Consider the following 20792-nt stretch of genomic DNA (forward strand, 5'->3'; position numbering starts at 1 on the left):
TGTTGGTCACGGCTTGAAGTACCATTGTTCCGGGTGCCCGCCCCAAGGGGTGCGGATGTGCTGGGATACGCCGGTGCGGGCCGGGACGTTCTCCAGCTTCTCGTTGACCACGCGCACGCCCATGAAGGCCGGGGACAGGCCGACGACGCCGATGCCCCATTGCTGTTCGACCGCGATCTTCCAGATCTCCTGCGCGGTGCGCGTGCGCTCGGCCTGGCGCTGGCCGGCGGCGGCGCGCATCAGCTGGAAAGCGCGCAGCATCTCCGGTTCGGTCGGCGCCGTGCCGCGTTCGCCATTCGACGCGAACCACAGCGCATGGGCGTTGCCCATCACGCCGGCCGTCGGGTCCACCGGCAAGGCATAGCGCGGGTAAAGATACAGGCTCTCCGTCCCGTTGTTGGTCCACATCAGGATCTGGTTCTGGTCGTTCAACGCGCGGGTAATGGCCAGGCCGCGTTCCATCACCTTCACATCGCCCGCGAGGCCGATCTGGCGCCAATGCTGGACGATCATCTCCGCCTGCTGCGGCCAGGTGGGGGACAGCGTCTGCGCCACAGCGATCTCGATGCGCAGGCGCTGGCCGTTGTCGCGGCGCAGGCGATATCCCTCGCGGTCCTTGCGCGTCAGCCCGACGGCATCGAGCAGCGCATTGGCCTGGCGCGGGTCATGGGTGGACCATTTCGTGCGCCATTCCTCGCCCGGGCTTTCGGGAATGATGCGATCGGGAATAACCGATCCCGGCGTGCCGAGCCCGAGCCAGAAGGCCTCGTTCAACTGTTCCCGGTCAATACCGAGCGCCATGGCGCGGCGGAAGCGCGCATCGGCGAGCAGCGCGCCGATCTCGCGATCATCGGTGTAGGTCAGGTTCGGGAACAGCACCGTGTCGCTGCCGTTGAAGCCAGGATCGAGATGCACGCGATACCGGCTGCGCGCGCGGTTCTCCAGCAGGATGGGCAGCTTGCCAAGATCGATGAAGCGTTCCTGGTAGTCGTAGTCACCGGCGACAGCACGCAGGTTCACCACCTCAGGGTTCTCGGCGAGCGTCAGCTGCACGCGGTCGATATAGGGCAGCTGGTTGCCCTCGGTATCCACCGCATAGAAGAACGGGTTGCGTTCCAGGATCCATTGCTGGCCGGTGATCGGCTGCGTCATGCGCCAGGCGCACAGCGTCGGCAGGTCGCGGTTCAGCCGCCAATCCGAGCGTGCGCGGAACAGTTGCACCCAGTTGTTGAAACCTGCGGCACGCGCCTGCGTGTTCAGCGTTTCAAGCGGCGTGTACTTCGGCAGGAACTGGCTAAGGTAATGCTTCGGCGCATAGACGCTGTAGGCACGTCCTTCCGATTGCTGCCGCGTCTGGCCGCCACCCACCAGCGTGTCGCCGGCGAGCAGATAGGGGAACAGGTAGTTCGGATCATCGAAGATGAAGACGACGGTGTTCTCATCCACCTTCTCAACACGGCCGGGCTTGCCGTTCGATGCCATCTCCGGCGCCGGCGCGGCAACCAGGTCGCGATTCTGGTAGAGGTCCTCGAACCAGAACACCCAGTCATCGGCGGTATGCGGGCTGCCATCGGACCACCGCATGCCCTTGCGAAGGAAGACGGTGGTGCGGCGGCCATCCTCGCTGACCTCGAAGCCCTTGCACAGGCAGGGTGCGATCTCCGTGCCGGTCTTGTCGAAGAAGAAGGGCTTGTCCGCGGACATGATGCGGTTGCCGTTCTCGCTGTCGCTCGGCCCGATGAAGCCGCGGCGCCAGGTGCCGCCATAGCGGCCGATGCTGCGCAGGGGCTGGATCACCATGACATCCTGCGGCAGGCGCTGTTCCACCGGCGGCAGGCGGCCGGCGCGCACCTGCTCGGTGAGCATCGGCGCTTCCTTGAACTGCGTCGGCCGCCGCGCCGGATCGTTGATCAATGTGGGGCCTTCCAGTTCCCCCACCAGGTTGGATTCGCGCACGCTGCCCTGGGATTGCGCCAGGGCGGCAGAGGCGAGGCTGGTCGTTGCCAGCAGTGTCGCCCCGAATTCGCGTCGCTTCATGACTTCCTCCCTTGTCGTTTCAAACCACGCCGACGAGTTCGATCTCCCGCGCGCGGTGGCAGCTGCTCCAGCGCCCCGGCGCCACCTCGGTCAACTCGGGGCGCTCGGTGCGGCAACGGTCCTGCACATAGGGGCAGCGTGGGTGGAAGGCGCAGCCCGGCGGCGGCTTGGCGGGGTCCGCGACCTCGCCCGTCGCCTTCATCTCACGTCCGCGACGCATCGGGTCAGGCGCCGGAACGGCCGCGAGCAGCGTCTCGGTGTAGGGATGTCGCGGTGCACGATACAGCGCATCGGTAGGCGCAATCTCGACGATGCGGCCGACATACATCACCGCAACGCGGTCGCTGACATGCCGCACCACGGACAGGTCATGCGCGACGAACAGCATCGACAGTTTCAGCCGATCCTGCAGATCCAGCAGAAGGTTGATGATCTGCGCCTGAACCGAGACATCAAGCGCGCTGACCGGTTCATCCGCCACCACGAGGCGCGGGTTCAGCGCCAGTGCGCGCGCAATGCCGATGCGCTGCCGCTGCCCGCCCGAGAAGGCGTGCGGGAAGCGCGTGCGCGCCACGGCAGGCATCTGCACCAGGTCGAGCAGTTCCAGCACGCGCGCATGGCGCTCCGCGGCCGGAACGCCGTTGACCTTCAACGGCTCGGCGATGATGTCGCCCACCATCATGCGCGGGTTCAACGAGGAATATGGATCCTGGAAGATCATCTGGATGTGCCGCCGCAGCGGCCGCATCGCGCGCTTCGACAGCCGTGCGAGATCGACGCTTTCGTCACCTTCCGGACTGAAGCGGATCGCCCCCGAGGTCGGCGACAGGGCACGCAGGATGCAGCGGGACACGGTGGTCTTGCCGCAGCCGCTCTCGCCCACCAGCGCCAGCGTCTCGCCGGCGGAGATGTGGAAGGACACGCCATCCACCGCCCGCACGCGGCCGACTTCCCGGCGCAGCATCCCCGCATGGATCGGGTAGTGCTTCTTGAGGTCCTGCACCTCGAGCACGTTCATGCCGGCACCTCAAGGAAGCAGGAGGCACCGGCCTGCCCGGGCGTCAGCGGCGGTGGCGATGCCGCGTCGCAGCGGCCCGGCATGAAGTCGGTGCAGCGTGGATGGAAGGCGCAGCCCGTTGGTCGCGCACCGGGATGCGGCACAGCGCCGCCGATCGTCGCAAGCCGCTGGCGCGGCGTGGCGAGAATGGTCGGCACCGCGCGCAGCAGCGCGCGCGTGTAGGGATGGCGCGGTGCGGCAAACAGTTCGGCGACCGGCGCGTATTCGACGACGCGGCCGAGATACATCACCGCCACCTCGTCGCACATCTCCGCGATCACACCCATGTCGTGGGTGATCAGCATCAGCGCGATGCCCTTGTCGCGCTGCAGGCGCCGCAGCAGGTTCAGCACCTGCGACTGCGTCGTGACGTCGAGCGCGGTGGTGGGTTCGTCCGCGATCAGGATGTCCGGATCGCCGGCCAGCGCCATGGCAATGCCGACACGCTGGCGCAGCCCGCCGCTGAGCTGGAAGGGATAGGCATCGACGCGCAGTTCGGGGCGAGGGATGCCGACCTCGCCCAGCAATGCGATGGCGCGGTCGCGGGCGGCGGATTTCGACAGGTCGGAATGCTGGCGTACCGCCTCGATGATCTGGTTGCCGACGGTGTAGTGGACGGATAGCGCCGTCATCGGTTCCTGGAAGATCAGGCCGATACGCCCGCCGCGGATGCCGCGCATGCGGCGGGATTCCGGGTCCATAGCGATCAGGTCGGTCTCATCCCCGCTGCCGGGGTCGAGCAGGATGCGGCCGCCGACGATCCGCCCCGGGCGGTCGAGGATGCGCAGGATCGACCGCGCCGTTACGGATTTCCCGCAGCCGGATTCCCCGACGATGCCCAGCGTGCGGCCGGCATGCAGGTCGAAGGACACGCCTTCCAGGGCCCGCACGGTGCCCTGTTCCATTTCGAAGTGCACAGCGAGATCGCGAACCGCGAGGGATGTCTGCTCAGCCATAGGGGTCCGCCGCGTCGCGCAGGCCGTCACCAAGAAAGTTGAAGGCCAGGATCACCAGGATCACCGGCACTGCCGCCGAGAGCAGCCACGGCGCGCCCGACAGCACCTGGATGTTCTGCGCGTCCTGCAACAGGATCCCCCACGAGATCGCCGGCGGCCGCAGCCCCAGCCCGAGGAAGGAGAGCGCCGTCTCGGACACGATCATCGCCGGCAGGGCAAGGCTCACCGCGGCGATGATGTGGCTGGCGAAGGAGGGTAGCATGTGGCGGAAGATGATCCGCCCCTGGCTCGCCCCGGCGAGCTCGGCCGCGATGACGAAATCCTCCTCCCGCAGCGACAGGAAGCGCCCACGCACCACGCGCGCCAGGTCGGTCCAGCCGATCAGCGAGATGATGACAGTGATGGCGAAATAGACCTGCAGCGTGCTCCAGGTATTGGGCAGCGCGGCGGCGAGGCCCATCCATAGCGGTATGGTCGGGATGGATCGCAGCACCTCGATCACACGCTGGATCAGCGTATCCACCCAGCCGCCGTAGAGCCCGGATATGCCACCAAGGAGGACGCCGAGCAGCAGGCTAAGCGTGACGCCGGCAAGGCCGATCGACAGCGACACACGCGTCGCCACGATCATGCGCGAGAACAGGTCGCGTCCAAGCTGGTCGTTCCCCAGCAGGAAGATGCCATCCGTCCGCTGCCCCCCTTCGACGCCGATAAGGTGGATGTTGGTCTCGAACAGGCCGAACAGGTTGTAGGTGTAGCCCTCGGCGAACAGGCGCACCGGCAGCCTGCGGTTCGGGTCCGGCGTATAGACCAGCTGGAAGGTCTGGCGGTCGCGAACGCCGCGCAGGCCATAGACATGCGGGTTGAAGCCGTCATCGTCGAAGAGATGGATCGCCTGGGGCGGGATGAAGGACCGGCGCGCATCGGTCGCGTGCGGGTCGTTGATCGCGAGGAAATCCGCGAACACCGCAACCATGTAGAACAGGACGATGATGACAAGGCTGACCACCGCCAGCCGATGCTTGCGGAATCGCCACCACGTCAGCTGAAGCTGCGTCGCTTCCGCCCAGCGGTCCTGCGAGCCCGCGGTGGCGGCGCTCATGACCGTCCCTCCAGCCGGATGCGTGGGTCGATCCACATCAGCAGCAGGTCCGACACCAGCGTGCCGATCACCGTCATGACCCCCAGCAGCAGCACGATCGCGCCGGCAAGGAACATGTCCTGCGCCACCAGCGCCTGGAGCAGCAACGGCCCCACCGTCGGCAGACCCAGCACCAGCGAGACGACGATGCTGCCGGAGACGAGATACGGAAACAGATAGGCGATCGACGAGGCGAAGGGATTCAGCGCCGCGCGGACCGGATACTTCAGCACGACGTAGCGCTCCGACAGCCCCTTGGCGCGCGCGGTCACGACATAGGGCCGGCGCAGTTCATCAAGGAGATTCGCGCGCATGATGCGGATCAGCTGGGCGGTTCCGGCCAGCGCCAGCACCGCGGCCGGCAGTGGAAGGTGCTTCATCAGGTCCCACACCCGCGCCCAGCTCCACTCCGCCTGCACGAATTCCGGGGAAAACAACCCGCCGACCGACAAGCCGAGGTAGCGGAAGCCCAGATACATCAGGATCAACGCAAGCAGAAAATTCGGCACTGCCAGTCCGATGAAGCCCAGCGTTGTGAAGACGTAGTCGCCGATCGAATACTGCCGCACCGCGGAATAGATTCCGATCGGCAAGGCGATCGCCCAGGTCAGGAACAGCGCGGCCAGCGAGACAACCATGGTCAGCCACAGCCGGTCGCCGATCACCTCGTTCACCGGCCGGCGCCAGACCATGGAGACGCCGAAATCCCCCTGCAGCACGCGCCCCATCCAGCGCGCGTATTGCACCACCACCGGCTGGTCCAAACCGTATTCGACACGCATCGCCGCCGCCTGGTCCTGCGAGACGGAACTGCCGCTGGCGACCAGGTTGGCGATATAGGCATCGACGAAGTCACCCGGCGGCAACCGGATGATCACGAAGGTGAGCGCCGATATGAACACGCATGTCACGAGCGCGAGGCCAAGGCGCTGCAGCAGATAGCTCAGCATGCTGGCGCGCGGCCTGGGGTGGCCTCGGGCATCCTGTGGTTTCCTCTCCTCGCGCCCGATCCGTGTCGGGTTGCCTGGCGCGAGTTCAACACGGCAGGACAGGCCGCGGCAAGCGGGCCTCGTGGTGGCGGGCGGGTTCGCAGCGCCGCCGCGCCGTGCTTCAGTCCTCGGCAATCGCCGATGGCACCATCGCCAGCGGCGCGACGAACGACCACGAGGATTCCGCCATGACCCCACCCGACAGAATGCGCGCTCTGCTGGCGAAGCCAGACTTCGTCACCATGCCAGCCATCTGGGACGGCCTGACCGCCAAGCTGACGCACGAGGCCGGCTTCCCGACCGCCTTCCTGTCCGGGTCCTGCGTCGCGGCGAGCCGCCTGGGCGGGCCGGACCTCGACCTGATCTCCTTCGCCGAGATGCTGAACAGCCTTGAGATGGCGCGCGGCGCCGCACCGGACCTGCTGGTCCTCGCCGATGGCGACCATGGTTACGGCAATGCGATGAACGTGCAGCGGACGGTGCGCGCCTATGGCCGCGCCGGCGCGGCCGCCATCCTGATCGAGGACAAGATCACCCCGCGCGCGCTGACCTCGGCCGGCAAGCCCTGCCTGCCGCGCGAGGAGGTGCGCATGAAGGTCCGCGCCGCCGTCGAGGCCGCGAAGGACAGCGGCATCCTGGTGATGGCGCGCACCGATTGCCGGCCGACGGCTGGCATCGAGGAGGCCGTGGCCCGCATCGAGATGTATGTCGAGGAGGGCGCCGACATCCTGTTCCTCGACAGCCCGAAGGATGAGGATGAGGTCAAGCGCGCGGTTGCCGCCTCCAAGGGCAGGCCGCATTTCGCCGTGCTTTCGCCGGGTGCGGACCGCGAGACGCCGACGCAGGCGCGCGCCGCCGAGCTGGGGCTGAAGATCGGCACCTTCCCGACCGGGACGCTTTCCCCGGCCATGGCGGGCATGAAGGCCGGCCTGGCGGCGCTCGCCGCCGGCCGCTCGGCGGCTGACGGCGCGCTGCCGGGGGCCGAATTCCGCGCGGCGCTCGGCTATGCCGCCTATGAGGCGGCGGCCAAGCCCTTCGTCCTGCCGGGCTGACCCTGGGTGGCCGGGGCCGCGCCGGTTTGCGCGGCCCCGGCCTGCCTGTCAGGCGACGCGATCCTTTTCAGGGATCGCTTCCCCCTTCGAGACGCGGAGGATGTTGCCCAGCCAATGGGCAACGCCCTTGCGCGAATTCTCAAAGGCGGTGGACGCGGTATGCGGCGTGACGATCACGTTCGGCATGCGCCGCAGCGGATGGTCGGCGGGCGGCGGCTCGGTCTCGAACACATCGACCGCGGCACCGGCGAGCGTGCCATCCTCCAGCGCGCGGATCAGGTCGGCTTCCACCACCACGCCGCCGCGCGCGACATTCACCAGCAGCGAACCGCGCTTCATCAGCCCGAAGGCGCGGGCGTCGATCATGCCCTTCGTCTCGGGCGAGAGCGGGCAGTTCAGGGAGACGATGTCGCTCTGCCGCAGCAGGTCGTCTAGCGTGGCGTATTCGACGCCGAGCGCGGCTTCCTCCGCCGCCGGGATGCGGCTGCGGTTGTGGTACAGGATGCGGCAGTCGAAGCCGGCCAGCCGCTTCGCCACGCCCTTGCCGATGCTGCCCAGCCCGATGATGCCCACGGTCTTGCCCGTGACCATGATGCTGCGCTTCCAGACCTCGTTCTTCTCCCACCCGCCGGCAGCGGTGGAGATGTGCGCGGGCACGATGCGGCGCGCCAGTGCGATCATCGCGCCGATGGTGAATTCCGCGACCGGCGCGGCGTTGCTGCCGGTGGTGCGGGCGATCTGGATGCCGCGTGCGCGGCAGGCGTCCATGTCGATGTTGTCGACGCCGACGCCCCATTTGTGGAACAGCTTCACCTTGGGCGACGCGGCGACGATCTCGGCGGTGACCGGCAGGTCCCACCACACGCCGTAATCGGCATCGGCCATCGCCGCCTTCAGGTCATCCGGCGCGCGGCCGGTCACGGCATGGACGGTGAAGCCCTCGGGCAGCAATTCCCGGATGATGCCCATCATCTCATCGGCGACGGGCTGCAGCATCGCGATCTTCTGCGTCATGGTCAGCCGCCTGCCAGGACCTTGGCGGTCGCGCCGCTGATGACGCCGAGCTTCTCGCCCGCCGCCACGCGGCCCTGGGTCGCAAGGCCGCGTTCCTGCCGCGCGATGGCCGCGCGGGCCTCGGCCTCGGCTTCGTCGGGCGGCAGCACTAGCACGCCGGATTCGTCGCACAGTACGGCATCGCCGGGCGAGACAACCACGCCGCCGATCGCCACCGGCACGTTCAGCCGCCCGCCCAGGTCGTAGATGCGCGTCGTGATCGGCGCGAGGCCACGGCCCCACAGCGGGAAATCCGACGCCTCGACTTCCTCGAGATCCGTGCAGGGGCCATCGACCACGCCGGCCTTCGCCCCGGCCGCCTTGGCCGCCACGGTCACGCCGCCGCCCCAGCAGGCATGGCGCGTGTCACCCAGGCGATCCACCACCAGCACATCGCCTGGCCGCAGCAGGCCGAGCGCGTGATGCAGCAGCGTGGAATCCGGCCCCGGGATCTGCACCGTGATCGCCGTGCCCGCCACGCGGCGGCCGCGCAGCAGCGCCTGCACGCCACGATCGACGAAGCCCCAATGGCGCCAATGGCCAACGGTCGCGGTCTCGGTCTGCTCCAGCAGGGCGACGACCTCGGCACTGATCTGCGCGGGCATGGCGCCGATCACGTATTTCGACATGGGTTCAATCCTTCGACAGGGTGCGGGTCAGGCCCGCGGCGCGTTCGACCAGCAGCACGATGGTGAGCGCGATGGCGATCAGCAGCATGGACAGGGCAGCAAGCATCGGGTCGGTGCGGTTCTCGGCATAGCGGAACAGCTCGACCGGCAGCGTCGTCAGCCGTGGCCCAACAAGGAAAAGCGAGATCACCGTCTCGTCGAAGCTGACGAGGAAGGTGAGTGCTGCCGCCGCCAGCACGCCGGGTGCCGCCAGCGGCACGGTCACGCGCAGCGCCGCGCGCAATGGGGAGGCACCGAGCGTGCGCGCCGCCGCTTCCAGCTCCGCCGGCACGCCGCCGATCGCCGTGGTCATGATGCGCAGGGCGAAGGGCACTGCGACGGTGCAATGCGCCAGCACCAACCCCGGCCAGGTCGCCACCAGCCTCAGCGGCTGCAGCGCCAGCAGCAAAGCGAGGCCGAGCACCAGCGTCGGCAGCAGCAGCGGTGCCGCGAGCAGCGTCGCGATGGCGGTGCGCCCCGGGAAGTCCAGCCGCGCGATGGCATAGGAGGCCGGCAGGCCCAGCAGCAGCGACAGCATGGCGACCAGCGCCGCGAGGATCGCCGAGGTGGCCAGCGCCGACAGTATCTCGGCATTGCCAAGCAGTGCTGCATACCAGCGCAGCGACAGGCCGGGCGGGGGGAAGGCGAGGAAATCGCCGGAGGAGAAGGAGACGGTGGCGACCACCACCGCCGGCGACAACAACAACAGAAAGCCGGCCACGGCGCCGGCGATCACCACCGGCCCCGGCCGGCGCGGACCGGCGCGGCTCATGCGCGCCCGCGCGGCATCACGGCGCGCAGGGCAAAGGCGGTGCCGAGGGCCACCAGCAACATCACCGCCATCGCCGCCGCCGCGGGCCAATCCACCGTTTGCAGGGCGAGGTCGAAGATCTCGGTCGCCACCACGAAGACGCGGCCACCGCCCATCAGTCGCGGCGTGACGAAGGCGGAGGCCCCGAGCACCACGGCGAGCGCGAAGGCCGCCGCCAGGGCCGGCGCCGACAGCGGCAGGGTGACGCGCAGGAAGGTGCGCAGCCGTCCCGCGCCGAGCGTCGCCGCTGCTTCCTCAAGCCGCGCGTCGAGCCGCCCGAAACCGGCGATCAGCACGAGGACAGCATAGGGCATCAGGCTCTCGACCAGGCCAATGCGCACGCCCGTCCAATTGTTGATCAGCCGTTGCGGCGGCAGGCCCACCAGCGTCAGCGCGCCGTTCACCAGTCCGGAATCGCCGAGGATGGCAATCCAGCCGATCACGCGCGCGGTGCCGGACACCAGCAGCGGCGCGACGGCCGCGAGGGCAAGGGGTCCACGCCAGCGCGGCGGCGCGGCACGGATGGCCAGGGCGACGGGAAAGGCAAGTGCAACCGCCATCGCCGCGCAGCCGGCGGCGAGCAGGATGGTGTCTGCTGCAAGACCGGGCAGCATGTCGTCGTCGAGCAGCCTGGCATAGGTCGCGACGGTCAGGTCCGGCTGCATGGCACCGATGTCGTCGGTGCGATTCAGGCTCATCCTCAGCAGGATCGCCGCGGGCCACAGGAAGCCGAGCCCGATGACCAGCAGCGCCGGCAGGCAGAGCAGCCAGCCGATCATGCCGCGAAGATCCGCAACGCGTCGGGCGGCAGCGTGGCCGCAGTGCTGTCGCCAGCACGCCAGGGTGCGGTCGCCGGTACTTCGGCGAGCAGGGAACCGAGCGGCGTCTCCAGCGTCAGCAGCGCCGTTGCCCCTTCATAGGTACGTGTGGCGACACGGGCCGGGATGGCTCCATCGGCGCCAAGGGCGACGTGATGGGGACGGATATAGGCTTCGACGGAACCGCCCGGGGGCATGTTCGCCGCCGCCAGGGCAAGGCCGCCGGCGCGCAGCAGGCCAGGCGCTTCCACGGTGCCGGCGAAACGGGATGATCGGCCGACGAAGCCCGCGACGAAACGTGTCGCGGGACGTTCGAACAGATCCTCCGGCGTGCCGCATTGTTCGAGCCGACCGCGATTCATCACCGCAACCAGATCGGCCATGGCCAACGCCTCGGACTGGTCATGCGTGACGAAGACCGCGGTGGTGCCGAGGCGGCGTTGCAGGGCGCGGATCTCCTCCCGCACGCCGTCGCGCATCTGAGCATCGAGGGCCGAGAGTGGTTCATCCAGCAGCAAAAGCTCGGGGCGGATCGCCAAGGCGCGGGCCAAGGCGACGCGCTGCTGCTGGCCGCCCGACAAGGCGCGCGGCTTGCGCGCGGCATAGTCGGACAGGCCGACCAGGGCCAGCGCCTCGGCGATGCGCGCACTGCGTTCCGCGCGCGGCAGGCGCCGCGTCTCCAGCCCGAAGCCGACATTGCCGGCCGCGGTCATGTGGGGGAACAGCGCATAGGACTGGAAGACGACGCCCATGTTGCGCGCTTCCGGCGGCAGGGCGGTGACGTCGCGGCCATCGACCACGACCTGGCCGGCATCGGCGCGTTCCAGCCCCGCGATCATGCGCAGCGTCGTCGTCTTGCCGCAGCCGGATGGGCCGAGCAGGGCGAGCAGGGCGCCGCGCGGCAGCGACAGGCTGAGCCCGTCCACCGCCGGCGGATTGGTGCCGAAGCGCCGGGTCAGGCCCGCGAGTTCGAGGTGCATGCTCAGCGGGAGGCCGCGGCGATGACGTCCCGGCGCCAACGCTGGTTCCAGGTCTCGCGCAGGCGCAGCATCTCGTTCCAGTCGAGCGGAATGACGCGGGTGCGGTATTCCGGGGCGAGCGCGGTGCGCGCCATGGCGGCTGGCGCGACCGTCGCGCGTGCATTGGTCGGGCCGTAGAACATGCGTTCCGTGAAGGCCGCCTGCGGCCCGGCCGACAACGCATGATTGAAGAAGGCCACGGCGCGGGCGCGGTTCTTGGAGCCGGCGACGATGTTGATCGTATTGATCTGGAACACCGTGCCCTCGGTCGGCAGCACCACCCCGATGCGGCCCTGCGACTGGTCGGCGTAGAGCTGCGCGCGCGCATTCCAGCCGGTGGCGAAGCGCACCTGGTCGTTCAGGATCAGCGTATAGCCGTCCGGATTCGGATCGAAGGTCTGCACGGCCGGCGCGATCTCGCGCAGCCGCGGCAGCGCGGCATTGATGTTGCGCCAGTCGCCGCCATTCGCGTGGGCGAGGATCGCGGTGAAGGCAAGGCCCTGGATGTTGGGCGGCGCGGACAAGGCGACGCGTCCGCGATTGGCCGGATCCCACATCGCGGCCAGCGAGGTCGGGGCGGGCCGCACGTTGCGCGTGTCATAGACCATGACGAGATGGTCGTAGGTCACCGCAGGGCCGCAGGCGCCGCCGGCCTCCCGCGCCATCGGGTCGAGTTCGGCGAGGATCGGGAAGTCGGCCGGATTGATGCGTTCGACAAGGCCCTCGGCGCAGGCCAGTGCTGCGGTGGTGACGTCCATGATGACGACATCGGTCTGCGGGTCTGCCTTCTGCGCGCGCAGCGTGCCGAGCATCTGCGCGCTGGTGCCGCCCTCGGCGTACTGCGCGCCGCCGAAGGGATTCACCACGACGGCGGTGTAGTTGTCCCTGAAGATGCCCGCATAGGCCATCAGGGTCATCGGCGACTGCGCATGCGCGATGGCAGGCGCGAGCAGCGCGGCGAAGCAGAGCGTGAAGCGGAGCATGGTTCGTCCCACCTTGAAGGCTGGTTCGGGCGGAGGTTTAGCGCCTTCGCCCCGGTCGTAAACCCGAAAAATGCTGCGCCGCGTCAGCCCGCGACGCCATCTTCGACCTGCACGACATGGCCTGGCGAGACTTCCCGATAGCGTCGTTCCGGAGGGCTGAAATCGGGCGCGCGCACAGGGCTGCGAATTTCATCGTTCGAGAGGCCACGCCGGATGGCCCGCCGTGCGGGATCCGGCACCGGCACCGCCGCCATCAGCCGCTTCGTGTAGGAATGCTGCGGGGATTCGAAGATCGCGGCGCGCGGGCCGATCTCGACGATCTCACCCATGAACATGACTGCGATGCGGTGGCTGACGCGTTCGACAACGGCGATGTCGTGAGAGATGAAAAGGTATGCAAGGCCGAGTTCGGATTGCAGGTCCAGCATCAGGTTCAGCACCTGCGCCTTGATCGAGACATCGAGGGCGGAGACTGCCTCATCCGCCACGATCAGGCGCGGTTCCAGCGCCAGCGCGCGGGCGATGCACAGCCGCTGGCGCTGGCCGCCGGAGAATTCATGCGGGTAGCGCGAGGCCATGTCGGGTGACAGGCCGACCTTGCGCAACAAGGCGGCGACGCGATCCTGCGCTTCCGCCTTGGCTGCCATGCCATGGACGATGATGGGCTCGGCCAACGCTGCGCCGACGGTGCGGCGGGGATTGAGACTAGCGAAGGGGTCTTGGAAGACCATCTGCATGCGCCGTCGCATCGCCCGCAACGCGGATTTGTCGAGGGACGCGACGTCGACGCCCTCGAACAGGATGCGCCCCGCGGTCGGCGGCACCAGGCGCAGGATCGACCGGCCGGTGGTCGATTTGCCGCAGCCGGATTCGCCGACCAGCGCCAGCGTCTCGCCGGCATGGAGCGTGAAGGAGATGTCCTCCACCGCATGCACGCGGCCGGTGACGCGGGAGAGGATACCGCCGCGGATGTCGAAACGCGTGACCAACCGCGCAACTTCGAGAAGCGGACGCTCGGCGGCCTTCACGGTGTCGGGCACTTCGACCGGCACATCTGAACCGCCGGTCGCGATATCCACCACCGGGAAGCGCATCGGCCGGCCATGCCCTGTCATGGAGCCGAGTTGCGGAACGGCGGCGAGCAGCGAGCGGGTATAGGGCGCACGCGGCGCGCGGAAGATCTCGGCGGTCGGACCGGCTTCCACGGCGCGGCCCTTGAACATGACCACCGTGCGGTCCGCAATCTCCGCCACCACGCCCATGTCGTGGGTGATGAAGAGGACGGACATGCCTTCCTCCTCCTGCAGGATCTTCACCAGTTCCAGGATCTGCGCCTGGATGGTGACGTCGAGCGCGGTGGTGGGCTCATCCGCGATCAGCAGCTTCGGCTTGCAGGCGAGCGCCATGGCGATCATCACGCGCTGGCGCATGCCACCCGAGAAGCGGTGCGGGTATTCATGGAAGCGCGAGGCGGCGGCGGGGATGCGAACGCGTTCGAACAGGCGCAGCGCCTCGGCCTCGGCGGCCGCGCGGTTCATGCCGCGGTGGTAGACCAACGCCTCGGCAACCTGGAAACCGACGGTGAGCACCGGGTTCAGGCTGGTCATCGGCTCCTGGAAGATCATCGCGACGTCATTGCCGCGCACGCCGCGCATCTCGGATTCAGGCAGGGCAAGCAAGTCGCGGCCATCAAGCGTGATGCGGCCCTCGACGCGTGAATTCACCACGGGCAGCAGGCCCATCGCCGACAGCGCGGTGACCGATTTGCCGGAGCCGGATTCACCGACGATCGCGACCGTCTCCCGTGGACCGATGTCGAAGGACAGGTCCTCGACCACGCGGCGCCAGGCGCCATCCGAGCGGAAGGCAACATTGAGTCCCTGGATGCTGAGGACGGGCGGGATCACTGTTCGCCCTTCAGCTTCGGGTCCACCGCATCGCGCAGCCCGTCGCCCAGCAGGTTCAGGGCGAAGACGACGACGAGAATGGCAACGCCCGGTGCGAGCGCCAGCCAGTAGCTGTCGAGGATGTTCTCGAAACCTTCCCGGATCATGCCGCCCCATGTGGGTGTAGGCGGCTTCAGCCCGAGGCCGATGAAGGCCAGCGAGGCCTCCGTGCGGATCGCGCTGGCAAGCCAGAGCGAGGACATCACCAGGATCTCGGCGAAGATGTTCGGCAGGATGTGGACGAACATGATGCGCGTGTCGGAATAGCCGAGCGACCGGCAGGCCTCGATGAACTCGCGTTCCTTGATGGAGATGGTCGGCGCGCGGGCGATGCGCGCGAAGGCAGGAATGGAGGTGAAGGCGATCGCCAGGATGATGTTGGTCAGCGTCGGCCCCAGCACCGCGACGATGATCAGGCCCAGGATCAGCGCCGGGAAGGCCAGCATCACGTCCATCGCCTGCATGACGATCACATCGAAGCGCCCGCCATGCCAGCCGGCCAGGATGCCGATGGTCGACCCGATCACCATCGCTGCCAGCGTCGAGGCGAGACCGATAACCAGCGAGTAGCGCGCTCCGTAGAGCAGGCGCGAGAGGATGTCGCGCCCGAAATAGTCGGTACCGAGCGGGAACTCCGCCGAGGGCGGCTGCAGCTTGGCGAAGAAGTCCTGGTCCAGCGGATCGTGCGGCGCGATCCACGGCGCGAGGATGGCGAGCATCGCCACCACCAGGAATACACCAAGCCCGAACCAGGATGTCTTGTTCGTGTTGAAGGCGCGGATGGTGGCGCCGAACGCGGTGGTGGCGCTCATTTCAGCTTCACCCGCGGGTCGGCTGCACCATAGGCGAGATCCGTCAGCAGGTTCACCACGATGACCACCAGCGTATAGATCACCATCATTCCCTGCAGCATGGTGTAGTCGCGCTGGTTCAGCGCGCCGACGATCAGCTTGCCGAGGCCGGGTCGGTTGAAGACGATCTCGGTCAGCACGGAATTGCCGATCAGCACGCCGAGATAGAGGCCGACAATGGTGATGACTGGGATCAGCGCGTTGCGCAGGGCATGGCGCCAGACAACGACACGCCAGGGCACGCCCTTGGCGCGCGCGGTGCGAACGTAATCCTCCGACAACACCTCCAGCATCGCCGAACGCGTCACGCGCGTGATGTAGGCCGCCATGATCAGGCCAAGGTTGAACGCCGGCAGGGTCAGCGCGCGCAGCCAGCCGACGAAGGTATCCGCCTGGGTGGACATCACCGGGAACCAGCGGAGTTGGATAGCGAACACGATCAGCAGCAGGATACCGGAGACGAAGGCAGGGAAGGACAGGCCAAGCAGCGACACCAGCCGCGTGACATAGTCCGGGATCAGGTTGCGATTCACCGCCGCCCAGACGCCGAGCGGGATGCCGATCACGGCGCCCACGATCAACGACGCGATGGTCAGTTCCAGCGTCCAGGGCAGGACGGCCATCACCTCGACCAGCACGGGCCGGCCGGTGACAAGGGAGGTGCCCCAGTCGCCGCGCAGGGCACCGGACAGGAACTCCCAGTATTGCACGACCAGCGACCGATCGAGGCCGAGGCGCACCCGCATCGCCGCGATCGCATCCGCCGTCGCCTGATCCCCCAGCACGACCTGCGCCGGGTCGCCGGGCACCACCCGGACGATAAAGAACACCAGCGTCAGCACGGCCCAGAGCGTGATGAGCGCGAAGCCGAGCCGCTTGACGATGAAGGCGCTCAACGGGTGAAGCGCGTCGTTTCGAGCAGCGGCGGTGCCAGGTTCAGCGACGCCTTCAGCTCATAGCCGAGGTCGAGATTGCTGCGGTAGGCCCAGAGCTGCATCTGCTCATAGACCGGCACGGCGCAGACCTCCCGCACGATCTTCACCTGCGCTTCGCGCCACTGCGCGATGGCCTGCGCCGGATCGGTCGCGCTGCGGGCGGCGTCGATCTCGGCATCCGCGACGCGGCAATGGGAGAAGTTGGTCACCGCCGTCGGCGTGCCGACGATTGAACGCGAATGGAAGAACTGCGTCAGGTAGACATCGGCGACAGGAAACCGCGCCGCCTGGAAATGCACCACCTGACTCAGGTTCTGGCGGATCTGCGCGTGGAAGGTCGCGTGTTCGACGGGGGTGATCTCCAGCGTGATACCGGCGCGGCGGAGCTGCGCCTGCACGCCTTCCATCACGCTCATCATCCCCGGCAGCGTCGTGTGGATGGCGCGGATGGTAATGCCGTTGGGGTGCCCGGCTTCCGCCAGCAATGCGCGGGCGCGGGCGATGTCGGGCGGCAGCAGCGGCGTATCCGGGTTGTGGCCGAGATAGCCGCGCGGAACCACCGACAACGCGGTGACCGAGGTGTTCGGCCCGCGCAACTGCACGATCTGCTCGCGGTTGATCGCGTGCGCGATGGCCTGCCGCACACGAATGTCGTTCAGCGGCGGCATGGTCATGTTGAGGTGGATGACCGACATCTCGGCCGGCTGCATCGCCACCACGCGCACATTCGGCAGTTGCTGTGTGCGCGTGTACCAGGTCTGGTCCTGTCGGCCATAGATCATGTCGAGTTCGCCGGCCTGGAAGGCAAGGTCACGCGCGGCATCCGATGGGATGAAGCGGTACATCACCTCGCGGATCTGCGGCCTGCCTCGGAAATACTGGTCGTTGGCAGTCAGACGCGCGAATTGCTGCGGCACGTATTCCGCGAAGGCGAAGGGGCCGGTACCGATCGGGCGACGGCGGAAGCCTTCATTACCCATCTGCTCGACCGCCGCCTTGCAGACCTGGAAGCCGCCCGCATAGTTCATCACGGCGCCAAGCAGGCTCGGGATGTTCTCCTTCAACGTGATCCGCACGGTGTAGCGATCCACCGCCTCCACACGGTCAAAGGCCCCGTAGTCGGAGGAGAAAGCGGAGGTGTCGCGGGTCGCGGCGCGGTTCAGGGAAAAGACGGCATCCTCGGCAGTGAATTCGCCGAACCCGCCGTGACATTGCACGCCCTGACGCAGATGGAAGGTCCAGGTCTTCCCATCGGCGGAACTTTCCCAGCGGTCGGCGAGGTCCGGTTCCATGAATTCGGGGGAGAGTTCACCCGGCTTGATCCGCACCAGACCGTTGAAGATCCATTGCAGCAAGCCACGACCCGGCGTCGATGAATTGAGATGCGGATCCAGCACCCCCGCATCGGCTGAGGCGATGCCGACCCGCAGCGTGGTCGATTGCGCCAGGACGGGTGCAGTCAGACCTATCGACACGGCAACACCAAGCGCCGCGAGGGTCGCGATTCGCCTCTTCATTCGTGCCTCTCCTGCTTTATTGATTCCAGTGTTTCACGCAATCCGGCGGTGGTGCAAGCATGCCCGGTGGCGCCATCGGGCGATTGTCGCGACGTCGACAATTTCCAGGCAAGCCCTCTGCCGAAAGGCCAGCGCGGTACCAACCGGGCACATCTGCCCTGCGTGCCTTCGCATCGGGAGGCAACGGCCACGCGACACCAGGCCGCGGCTGCGCAGGCGCCGCGGAAACGGTGCATTTTGACGCGGTGACGCGCGCGCGGCACTCGCCTATCGTCATCGGATGGCAGAACCCGATCCAACCTCGATCGCCGGCAAGGCCTTTCCGCTGCGCGACGCATTCGACCATGTCGTCGTCGGTGCTGGCGAGGCCGGCATTGCCGCCGCGCGTGCCGCGGCCGCCGCCGGCGAGAAGACGCTGCTTGTGGATGAGCATCCGCTCGATCCCGGCTTGTTCGGTCTCGATATTCCCTACCTGTTTGGCGCGCGTTTCGATGCCGCGATCCAGAATGCCGACCGGATGGAGGAGCGCATCGTCGCCGCGCGCCCGACGCTGATGGCCGCGATGGAGGAGGGTGTCCAGGTCGCACTGGGCACCGCCGCTTGGGGCGGCTTCATGAAGGGCCAGGCGAGCCGCACGCTGCCGAAGCCGCTGCTCGGCCTGGCGGATCGCGAGGCTGCCTGGCTGGTCACCTTCGACCGGCTGACCATCGCGACCGGAGCACGCGACGTGGTTCTGCCCTTCCCCGGCTGGACGCTGCCGGGCGTGATGGGCGCACGCGGCTTCGACGCCGCGCTGCGGCTGTACGGCGCCTTCAACGGGCGGCGGATCGCGGTGCTGGGTGGCGATGCGCTCGCGGCCCAGGTGATCGCGACGGCGCGCAATGCGGGGCTGGATGTCGTGGCGCACCGCGAGACGCCGACACCGCTGCGCATCGAGGGACGGGAGGAGGTGACCGGTCTGTCCTGGCTGGATCGCGCCGGCTGGCGCGACGTCGCCTGCGACACCGTGATCATGGCCGTCGATACGGTGCCGATGGTGGATCTGCCGGACCTGCTCGGCTGCACCATCCGGTGGGACGCCGCATTCGGTGGCTTCGTGCCACAAGGCTCTGGCGCCATCGCGATTGTCGGCGACGCGGCCGGTACGGCGCCGGCAGCGCGCCTTGCCTGGCTGGATGCGGCATTCGCTGAAGACCACGCGCTGGTCTGTGCCTGCGAGGACGTGACCGCCGGCGACCTGCGCGCGCTGCGCCCACCGCGCTACCTTGATGCCGCCGGACCGCAGGCCGGCCTCGGCGCACTCGGCCTGCTGAACCAGGACCAGGTGAAGCGGCTGACCCGCGCCGGCATGGGCCCATGCCAGGGGCGGCGCTGCCGTGAGAGCGTGCATGCATTGCTGTCGCGCGATGGCGTCGCGCCGCTTGCATCCCATCGCGCGCCGTTGCGGCCGCTGCCGCTGTCTGTCCTGGCAGCCCTGGAGGAAGACCCCGCGCTGCGCGCGAACTGGACCGGCTGGTTCGGCATCGCCGCGCAATGGTTGCCGCATTGGGAACCGGCGCCGGAGGATGCCGAATACATCGGCGGCCGGCTCAGCGGAGAGGATGTGGTGAAGTGATCGTCATCGTCGGCGGCGGCGTCACAGGCCTGTCCACCGCCTTCTGGCTGGCGCGGGACGGCCACCCCGTCACCGTCGTCGAGAAGGGCATCGTGGGCTGGGAAGCCAGCGGTCGCAATGGTGGCGGCTGCACGCACCCCTATTCGCCCCTGTTCCGCGAGGAGCAGCGGTTGTGGCCGATGATGGACGCGTTGCTTGAACACCCGACCGAATGGCGGCCGCATCGGCTGAAGGTCGCGCTCGATGACGGGCAACTGGACCGTTTGTGGAAGTCGACGAAGCTCGCGACGGATCAGGGCTTCGAGGCGCAGATGCTGGACCGCGCGACGATGCGGGACCTGGTGCCCTGGGTCGGCGACAACGCGGTCGGCGGCATCCACTGGCGGTATGGCGGCCACGCCAACCCACAGCGTACCAGCCAGGCCTATGCATGGGCGGTTGAACGGCTGGGCGGTCGCATCCTGCAGCACACGGCCGTGCGCGGTATCCGCGTGCAGTCCGGTCGCGCCGTCGCGGTCGAGACCAGCGCCGGCGAGATTGGCTGCGATGCGGTGGTGATCGCGGCGGGTCCGCACACGGCGGCGCTGGCTGCCCCGCTCGGCCATCGCGTGCCGATGGCGCCGGCGCGCGTCGAGATGATCGTCACCGAGCCCCTGCCACCGATCGCCATGGGCGGCGTGGACGGCAATGGGCTGTATGGGCGGCAGACGCTGCGCGGCAACCTGGCCTATGGCGGCGGGCCGCATGAATGGATCGACCTCGATGGCGAGGGGACGCCACGGCCGGTGAATTCGCCGGTGGTGGCGAGCCTGGCGCGGCGGCTCAACGAATTGTTCCCGCGCCTCGGCCATGTGCGGGTCATCCGCTCCTGGGGCGGCATCGTGGAGAATACGCCGGATGGCAGGCCTATCCTTGATCGTCTCGAGGATCCGGGGAATGTGGTGGTCGCCAGCATGTCGTCGGTCGGCTTCGGGCTGTCGCCAGCGACAGGGCGGGCATTGGCGCAGTTGGTGCTGCAGGGCCGATGCGACTTCGCCGACCTGTCGCAGTTGAAGCTTTCACGCTTCGGCAACCTGCCGCTGGATTGGCGCAGCCGGCAAGGCTGGGATGCCTTGCCGGTCTGATACCAACGGCCGAATTCTTCGCCAGTTGGTATCGGCTTCGGCCTGCCCTCAGACGCGTCGTGCCGAAGGCACGCCTATGGCATGACGCGCAAACCTTGTATCTTGTCGTTGCCTGCTGGTGGGTTGCCGGCGAGGCTGGAGTTGGGTGGGAGCCCGCTGAAACCTGGGGCCTTTGAGCCCGTACCGGAGCCAGGCGCCCCATCCAGCCCTGACCTTTCAA

General features: G+C 68.0%; 18 protein-coding genes. 3 read left to right on the top strand and 15 right to left on the bottom strand.

Annotated elements, in window-relative coordinates:
- Positions 1-6 precede the first annotated feature (6 nt).
- From AAFN86_RS24805 to AAFN86_RS24825, 5 genes are read right to left on the bottom strand one after another with little or no spacing between them, the layout of a single operon-like run.
- Positions 7-2037 (bottom strand): ABC transporter substrate-binding protein, encoded by a 2031-nt coding sequence (locus AAFN86_RS24805; protein ID WP_347546275.1) that lies wholly within the window; start codon positions 2035-2037, stop codon positions 7-9.
- Between the two features lie 19 nt (positions 2038-2056).
- Entirely contained in the window at positions 2057-3055 is a 999-nt protein-coding gene (locus tag AAFN86_RS24810; protein WP_347546276.1) for an oligopeptide/dipeptide ABC transporter ATP-binding protein, read from the bottom strand.
- Entirely contained in the window at positions 3052-4050 is a 999-nt protein-coding gene (locus tag AAFN86_RS24815) for an ABC transporter ATP-binding protein (RefSeq protein ID WP_347546277.1), read from the bottom strand. Before AAFN86_RS24815 ends, AAFN86_RS24810 begins: the two co-directional genes overlap by 4 nt.
- Positions 4043-5152, bottom strand: coding sequence for an ABC transporter permease (locus AAFN86_RS24820; protein ID WP_347546278.1), 1110 nt, complete (start codon positions 5150-5152; stop codon positions 4043-4045). Before AAFN86_RS24820 ends, AAFN86_RS24815 begins: the two co-directional genes overlap by 8 nt.
- The gene (locus AAFN86_RS24825; RefSeq protein WP_347546279.1) at positions 5149-6141 is read right to left on the bottom strand and encodes an ABC transporter permease; all 993 of its coding nucleotides are present in this window, start codon (positions 6139-6141) and stop codon (positions 5149-5151) included. The genes AAFN86_RS24820 and AAFN86_RS24825 overlap by 4 nt, the downstream gene beginning before the upstream one ends.
- A 227-nt stretch (positions 6142-6368) precedes the next feature.
- Between AAFN86_RS24825 and AAFN86_RS24830 the strand changes: the two genes are divergently transcribed.
- Positions 6369-7232 (top strand): isocitrate lyase/PEP mutase family protein, encoded by an 864-nt coding sequence (locus AAFN86_RS24830; RefSeq protein WP_347546281.1) that lies wholly within the window; start codon positions 6369-6371, stop codon positions 7230-7232.
- Positions 7233-7280: 48 nt separating this feature from the next.
- Here AAFN86_RS24830 and AAFN86_RS24835 read toward each other — a convergent pair whose 3' ends face one another.
- The 10 genes from AAFN86_RS24835 to AAFN86_RS24880 all read right to left on the bottom strand — a co-directional run bounded on the left by AAFN86_RS24835 (position 7281) and on the right by AAFN86_RS24880 (position 17833).
- On the bottom strand, positions 7281-8246 hold the full coding sequence (locus tag AAFN86_RS24835) for a 2-hydroxyacid dehydrogenase (protein WP_347546282.1): 966 nt from the start codon (positions 8244-8246) through the stop codon (positions 7281-7283).
- 2 nt (positions 8247-8248) lie between these two features.
- On the bottom strand, positions 8249-8914 hold the full coding sequence (locus AAFN86_RS24840) for an RraA family protein (RefSeq protein WP_347546283.1): 666 nt from the start codon (positions 8912-8914) through the stop codon (positions 8249-8251).
- A 4-nt stretch (positions 8915-8918) separates the two neighbouring features.
- On the bottom strand, positions 8919-9725 hold the full coding sequence (locus AAFN86_RS24845; RefSeq protein WP_347546284.1) for an ABC transporter permease subunit: 807 nt from the start codon (positions 9723-9725) through the stop codon (positions 8919-8921).
- Entirely contained in the window at positions 9722-10543 is an 822-nt protein-coding gene (locus AAFN86_RS24850; protein ID WP_347546285.1) for an ABC transporter permease subunit, read from the bottom strand. Before AAFN86_RS24850 ends, AAFN86_RS24845 begins: the two co-directional genes overlap by 4 nt.
- Positions 10540-11562, bottom strand: coding sequence for an ABC transporter ATP-binding protein (locus AAFN86_RS24855; protein WP_347546286.1), 1023 nt, complete (start codon positions 11560-11562; stop codon positions 10540-10542). Before AAFN86_RS24855 ends, AAFN86_RS24850 begins: the two co-directional genes overlap by 4 nt.
- Before the next feature lie 2 nt (positions 11563-11564).
- Positions 11565-12584: an extracellular solute-binding protein gene (locus AAFN86_RS24860; protein WP_347546287.1), complete on the bottom strand. Its 1020-nt coding sequence runs from the start codon at positions 12582-12584 to the stop codon at positions 11565-11567.
- Between the two features lie 83 nt (positions 12585-12667).
- Positions 12668-14491, bottom strand: a complete 1824-nt coding sequence (locus tag AAFN86_RS24865) for an ABC transporter ATP-binding protein (protein ID WP_347546288.1) — start codon at positions 14489-14491, stop codon at positions 12668-12670.
- Positions 14488-15342 carry an ABC transporter permease gene (locus tag AAFN86_RS24870; RefSeq protein WP_347546289.1) on the bottom strand — a complete coding sequence of 285 codons (855 nt, stop codon included), beginning with the start codon at positions 15340-15342 and terminating at the stop codon, positions 14488-14490. Before AAFN86_RS24870 ends, AAFN86_RS24865 begins: the two co-directional genes overlap by 4 nt.
- Positions 15339-16277, bottom strand: coding sequence for an ABC transporter permease (locus tag AAFN86_RS24875; RefSeq protein ID WP_347546290.1), 939 nt, complete (start codon positions 16275-16277; stop codon positions 15339-15341). Before AAFN86_RS24875 ends, AAFN86_RS24870 begins: the two co-directional genes overlap by 4 nt.
- Positions 16274-17833 carry an ABC transporter substrate-binding protein gene (locus AAFN86_RS24880; RefSeq protein WP_347546291.1) on the bottom strand — a complete coding sequence of 520 codons (1560 nt, stop codon included), beginning with the start codon at positions 17831-17833 and terminating at the stop codon, positions 16274-16276. Before AAFN86_RS24880 ends, AAFN86_RS24875 begins: the two co-directional genes overlap by 4 nt.
- A gap of 280 nt (positions 17834-18113) precedes the next feature.
- Between AAFN86_RS24880 and AAFN86_RS24885 the strand changes: the two genes are divergently transcribed.
- Both AAFN86_RS24885 and AAFN86_RS24890 read left to right on the top strand, forming a co-directional pair.
- Positions 18114-19448 (top strand): NAD(P)/FAD-dependent oxidoreductase, encoded by a 1335-nt coding sequence (locus AAFN86_RS24885; protein WP_347546292.1) that lies wholly within the window; start codon positions 18114-18116, stop codon positions 19446-19448.
- The gene (locus AAFN86_RS24890) at positions 19445-20572 is read left to right on the top strand and encodes an FAD-binding oxidoreductase (protein WP_347546293.1); all 1128 of its coding nucleotides are present in this window, start codon (positions 19445-19447) and stop codon (positions 20570-20572) included. Before AAFN86_RS24885 ends, AAFN86_RS24890 begins: the two co-directional genes overlap by 4 nt.
- Positions 20573-20792: the final 220 nt, after the last annotated feature.

The sequence above is a fragment of the Roseomonas sp. CAU 1739 genome (assembly GCF_039839775.1).
Taxonomy (GTDB): domain Bacteria; phylum Pseudomonadota; class Alphaproteobacteria; order Acetobacterales; family Acetobacteraceae; genus Neoroseomonas.

Coding starts and splice junctions, on each gene's coding strand:
- AAFN86_RS24805 (WP_347546275.1), bottom strand. CDS start 2,037: ATGAAGCGACGCGAATTCGGGGCGACACTGCTGGCAACGACCAGCCTC.
- AAFN86_RS24810 (WP_347546276.1), bottom strand. CDS start 3,055: ATGAACGTGCTCGAGGTGCAGGACCTCAAGAAGCACTACCCGATCCAT.
- AAFN86_RS24815 (WP_347546277.1), bottom strand. CDS start 4,050: ATGGCTGAGCAGACATCCCTCGCGGTTCGCGATCTCGCTGTGCACTTC.
- AAFN86_RS24820 (WP_347546278.1), bottom strand. CDS start 5,152: ATGAGCGCCGCCACCGCGGGCTCGCAGGACCGCTGGGCGGAAGCGACG.
- AAFN86_RS24825 (WP_347546279.1), bottom strand. CDS start 6,141: ATGCTGAGCTATCTGCTGCAGCGCCTTGGCCTCGCGCTCGTGACATGC.
- AAFN86_RS24830 (WP_347546281.1), top strand. CDS start 6,369: ATGACCCCACCCGACAGAATGCGCGCTCTGCTGGCGAAGCCAGACTTC.
- AAFN86_RS24835 (WP_347546282.1), bottom strand. CDS start 8,246: ATGACGCAGAAGATCGCGATGCTGCAGCCCGTCGCCGATGAGATGATG.
- AAFN86_RS24840 (WP_347546283.1), bottom strand. CDS start 8,914: ATGTCGAAATACGTGATCGGCGCCATGCCCGCGCAGATCAGTGCCGAG.
- AAFN86_RS24845 (WP_347546284.1), bottom strand. CDS start 9,725: ATGAGCCGCGCCGGTCCGCGCCGGCCGGGGCCGGTGGTGATCGCCGGC.
- AAFN86_RS24850 (WP_347546285.1), bottom strand. CDS start 10,543: ATGATCGGCTGGCTGCTCTGCCTGCCGGCGCTGCTGGTCATCGGGCTC.
- AAFN86_RS24855 (WP_347546286.1), bottom strand. CDS start 11,562: ATGCACCTCGAACTCGCGGGCCTGACCCGGCGCTTCGGCACCAATCCG.
- AAFN86_RS24860 (WP_347546287.1), bottom strand. CDS start 12,584: ATGCTCCGCTTCACGCTCTGCTTCGCCGCGCTGCTCGCGCCTGCCATC.
- AAFN86_RS24870 (WP_347546289.1), bottom strand. CDS start 15,342: ATGAGCGCCACCACCGCGTTCGGCGCCACCATCCGCGCCTTCAACACG.
- AAFN86_RS24880 (WP_347546291.1), bottom strand. CDS start 17,833: ATGAAGAGGCGAATCGCGACCCTCGCGGCGCTTGGTGTTGCCGTGTCG.
- AAFN86_RS24885 (WP_347546292.1), top strand. CDS start 18,114: ATGGCAGAACCCGATCCAACCTCGATCGCCGGCAAGGCCTTTCCGCTG.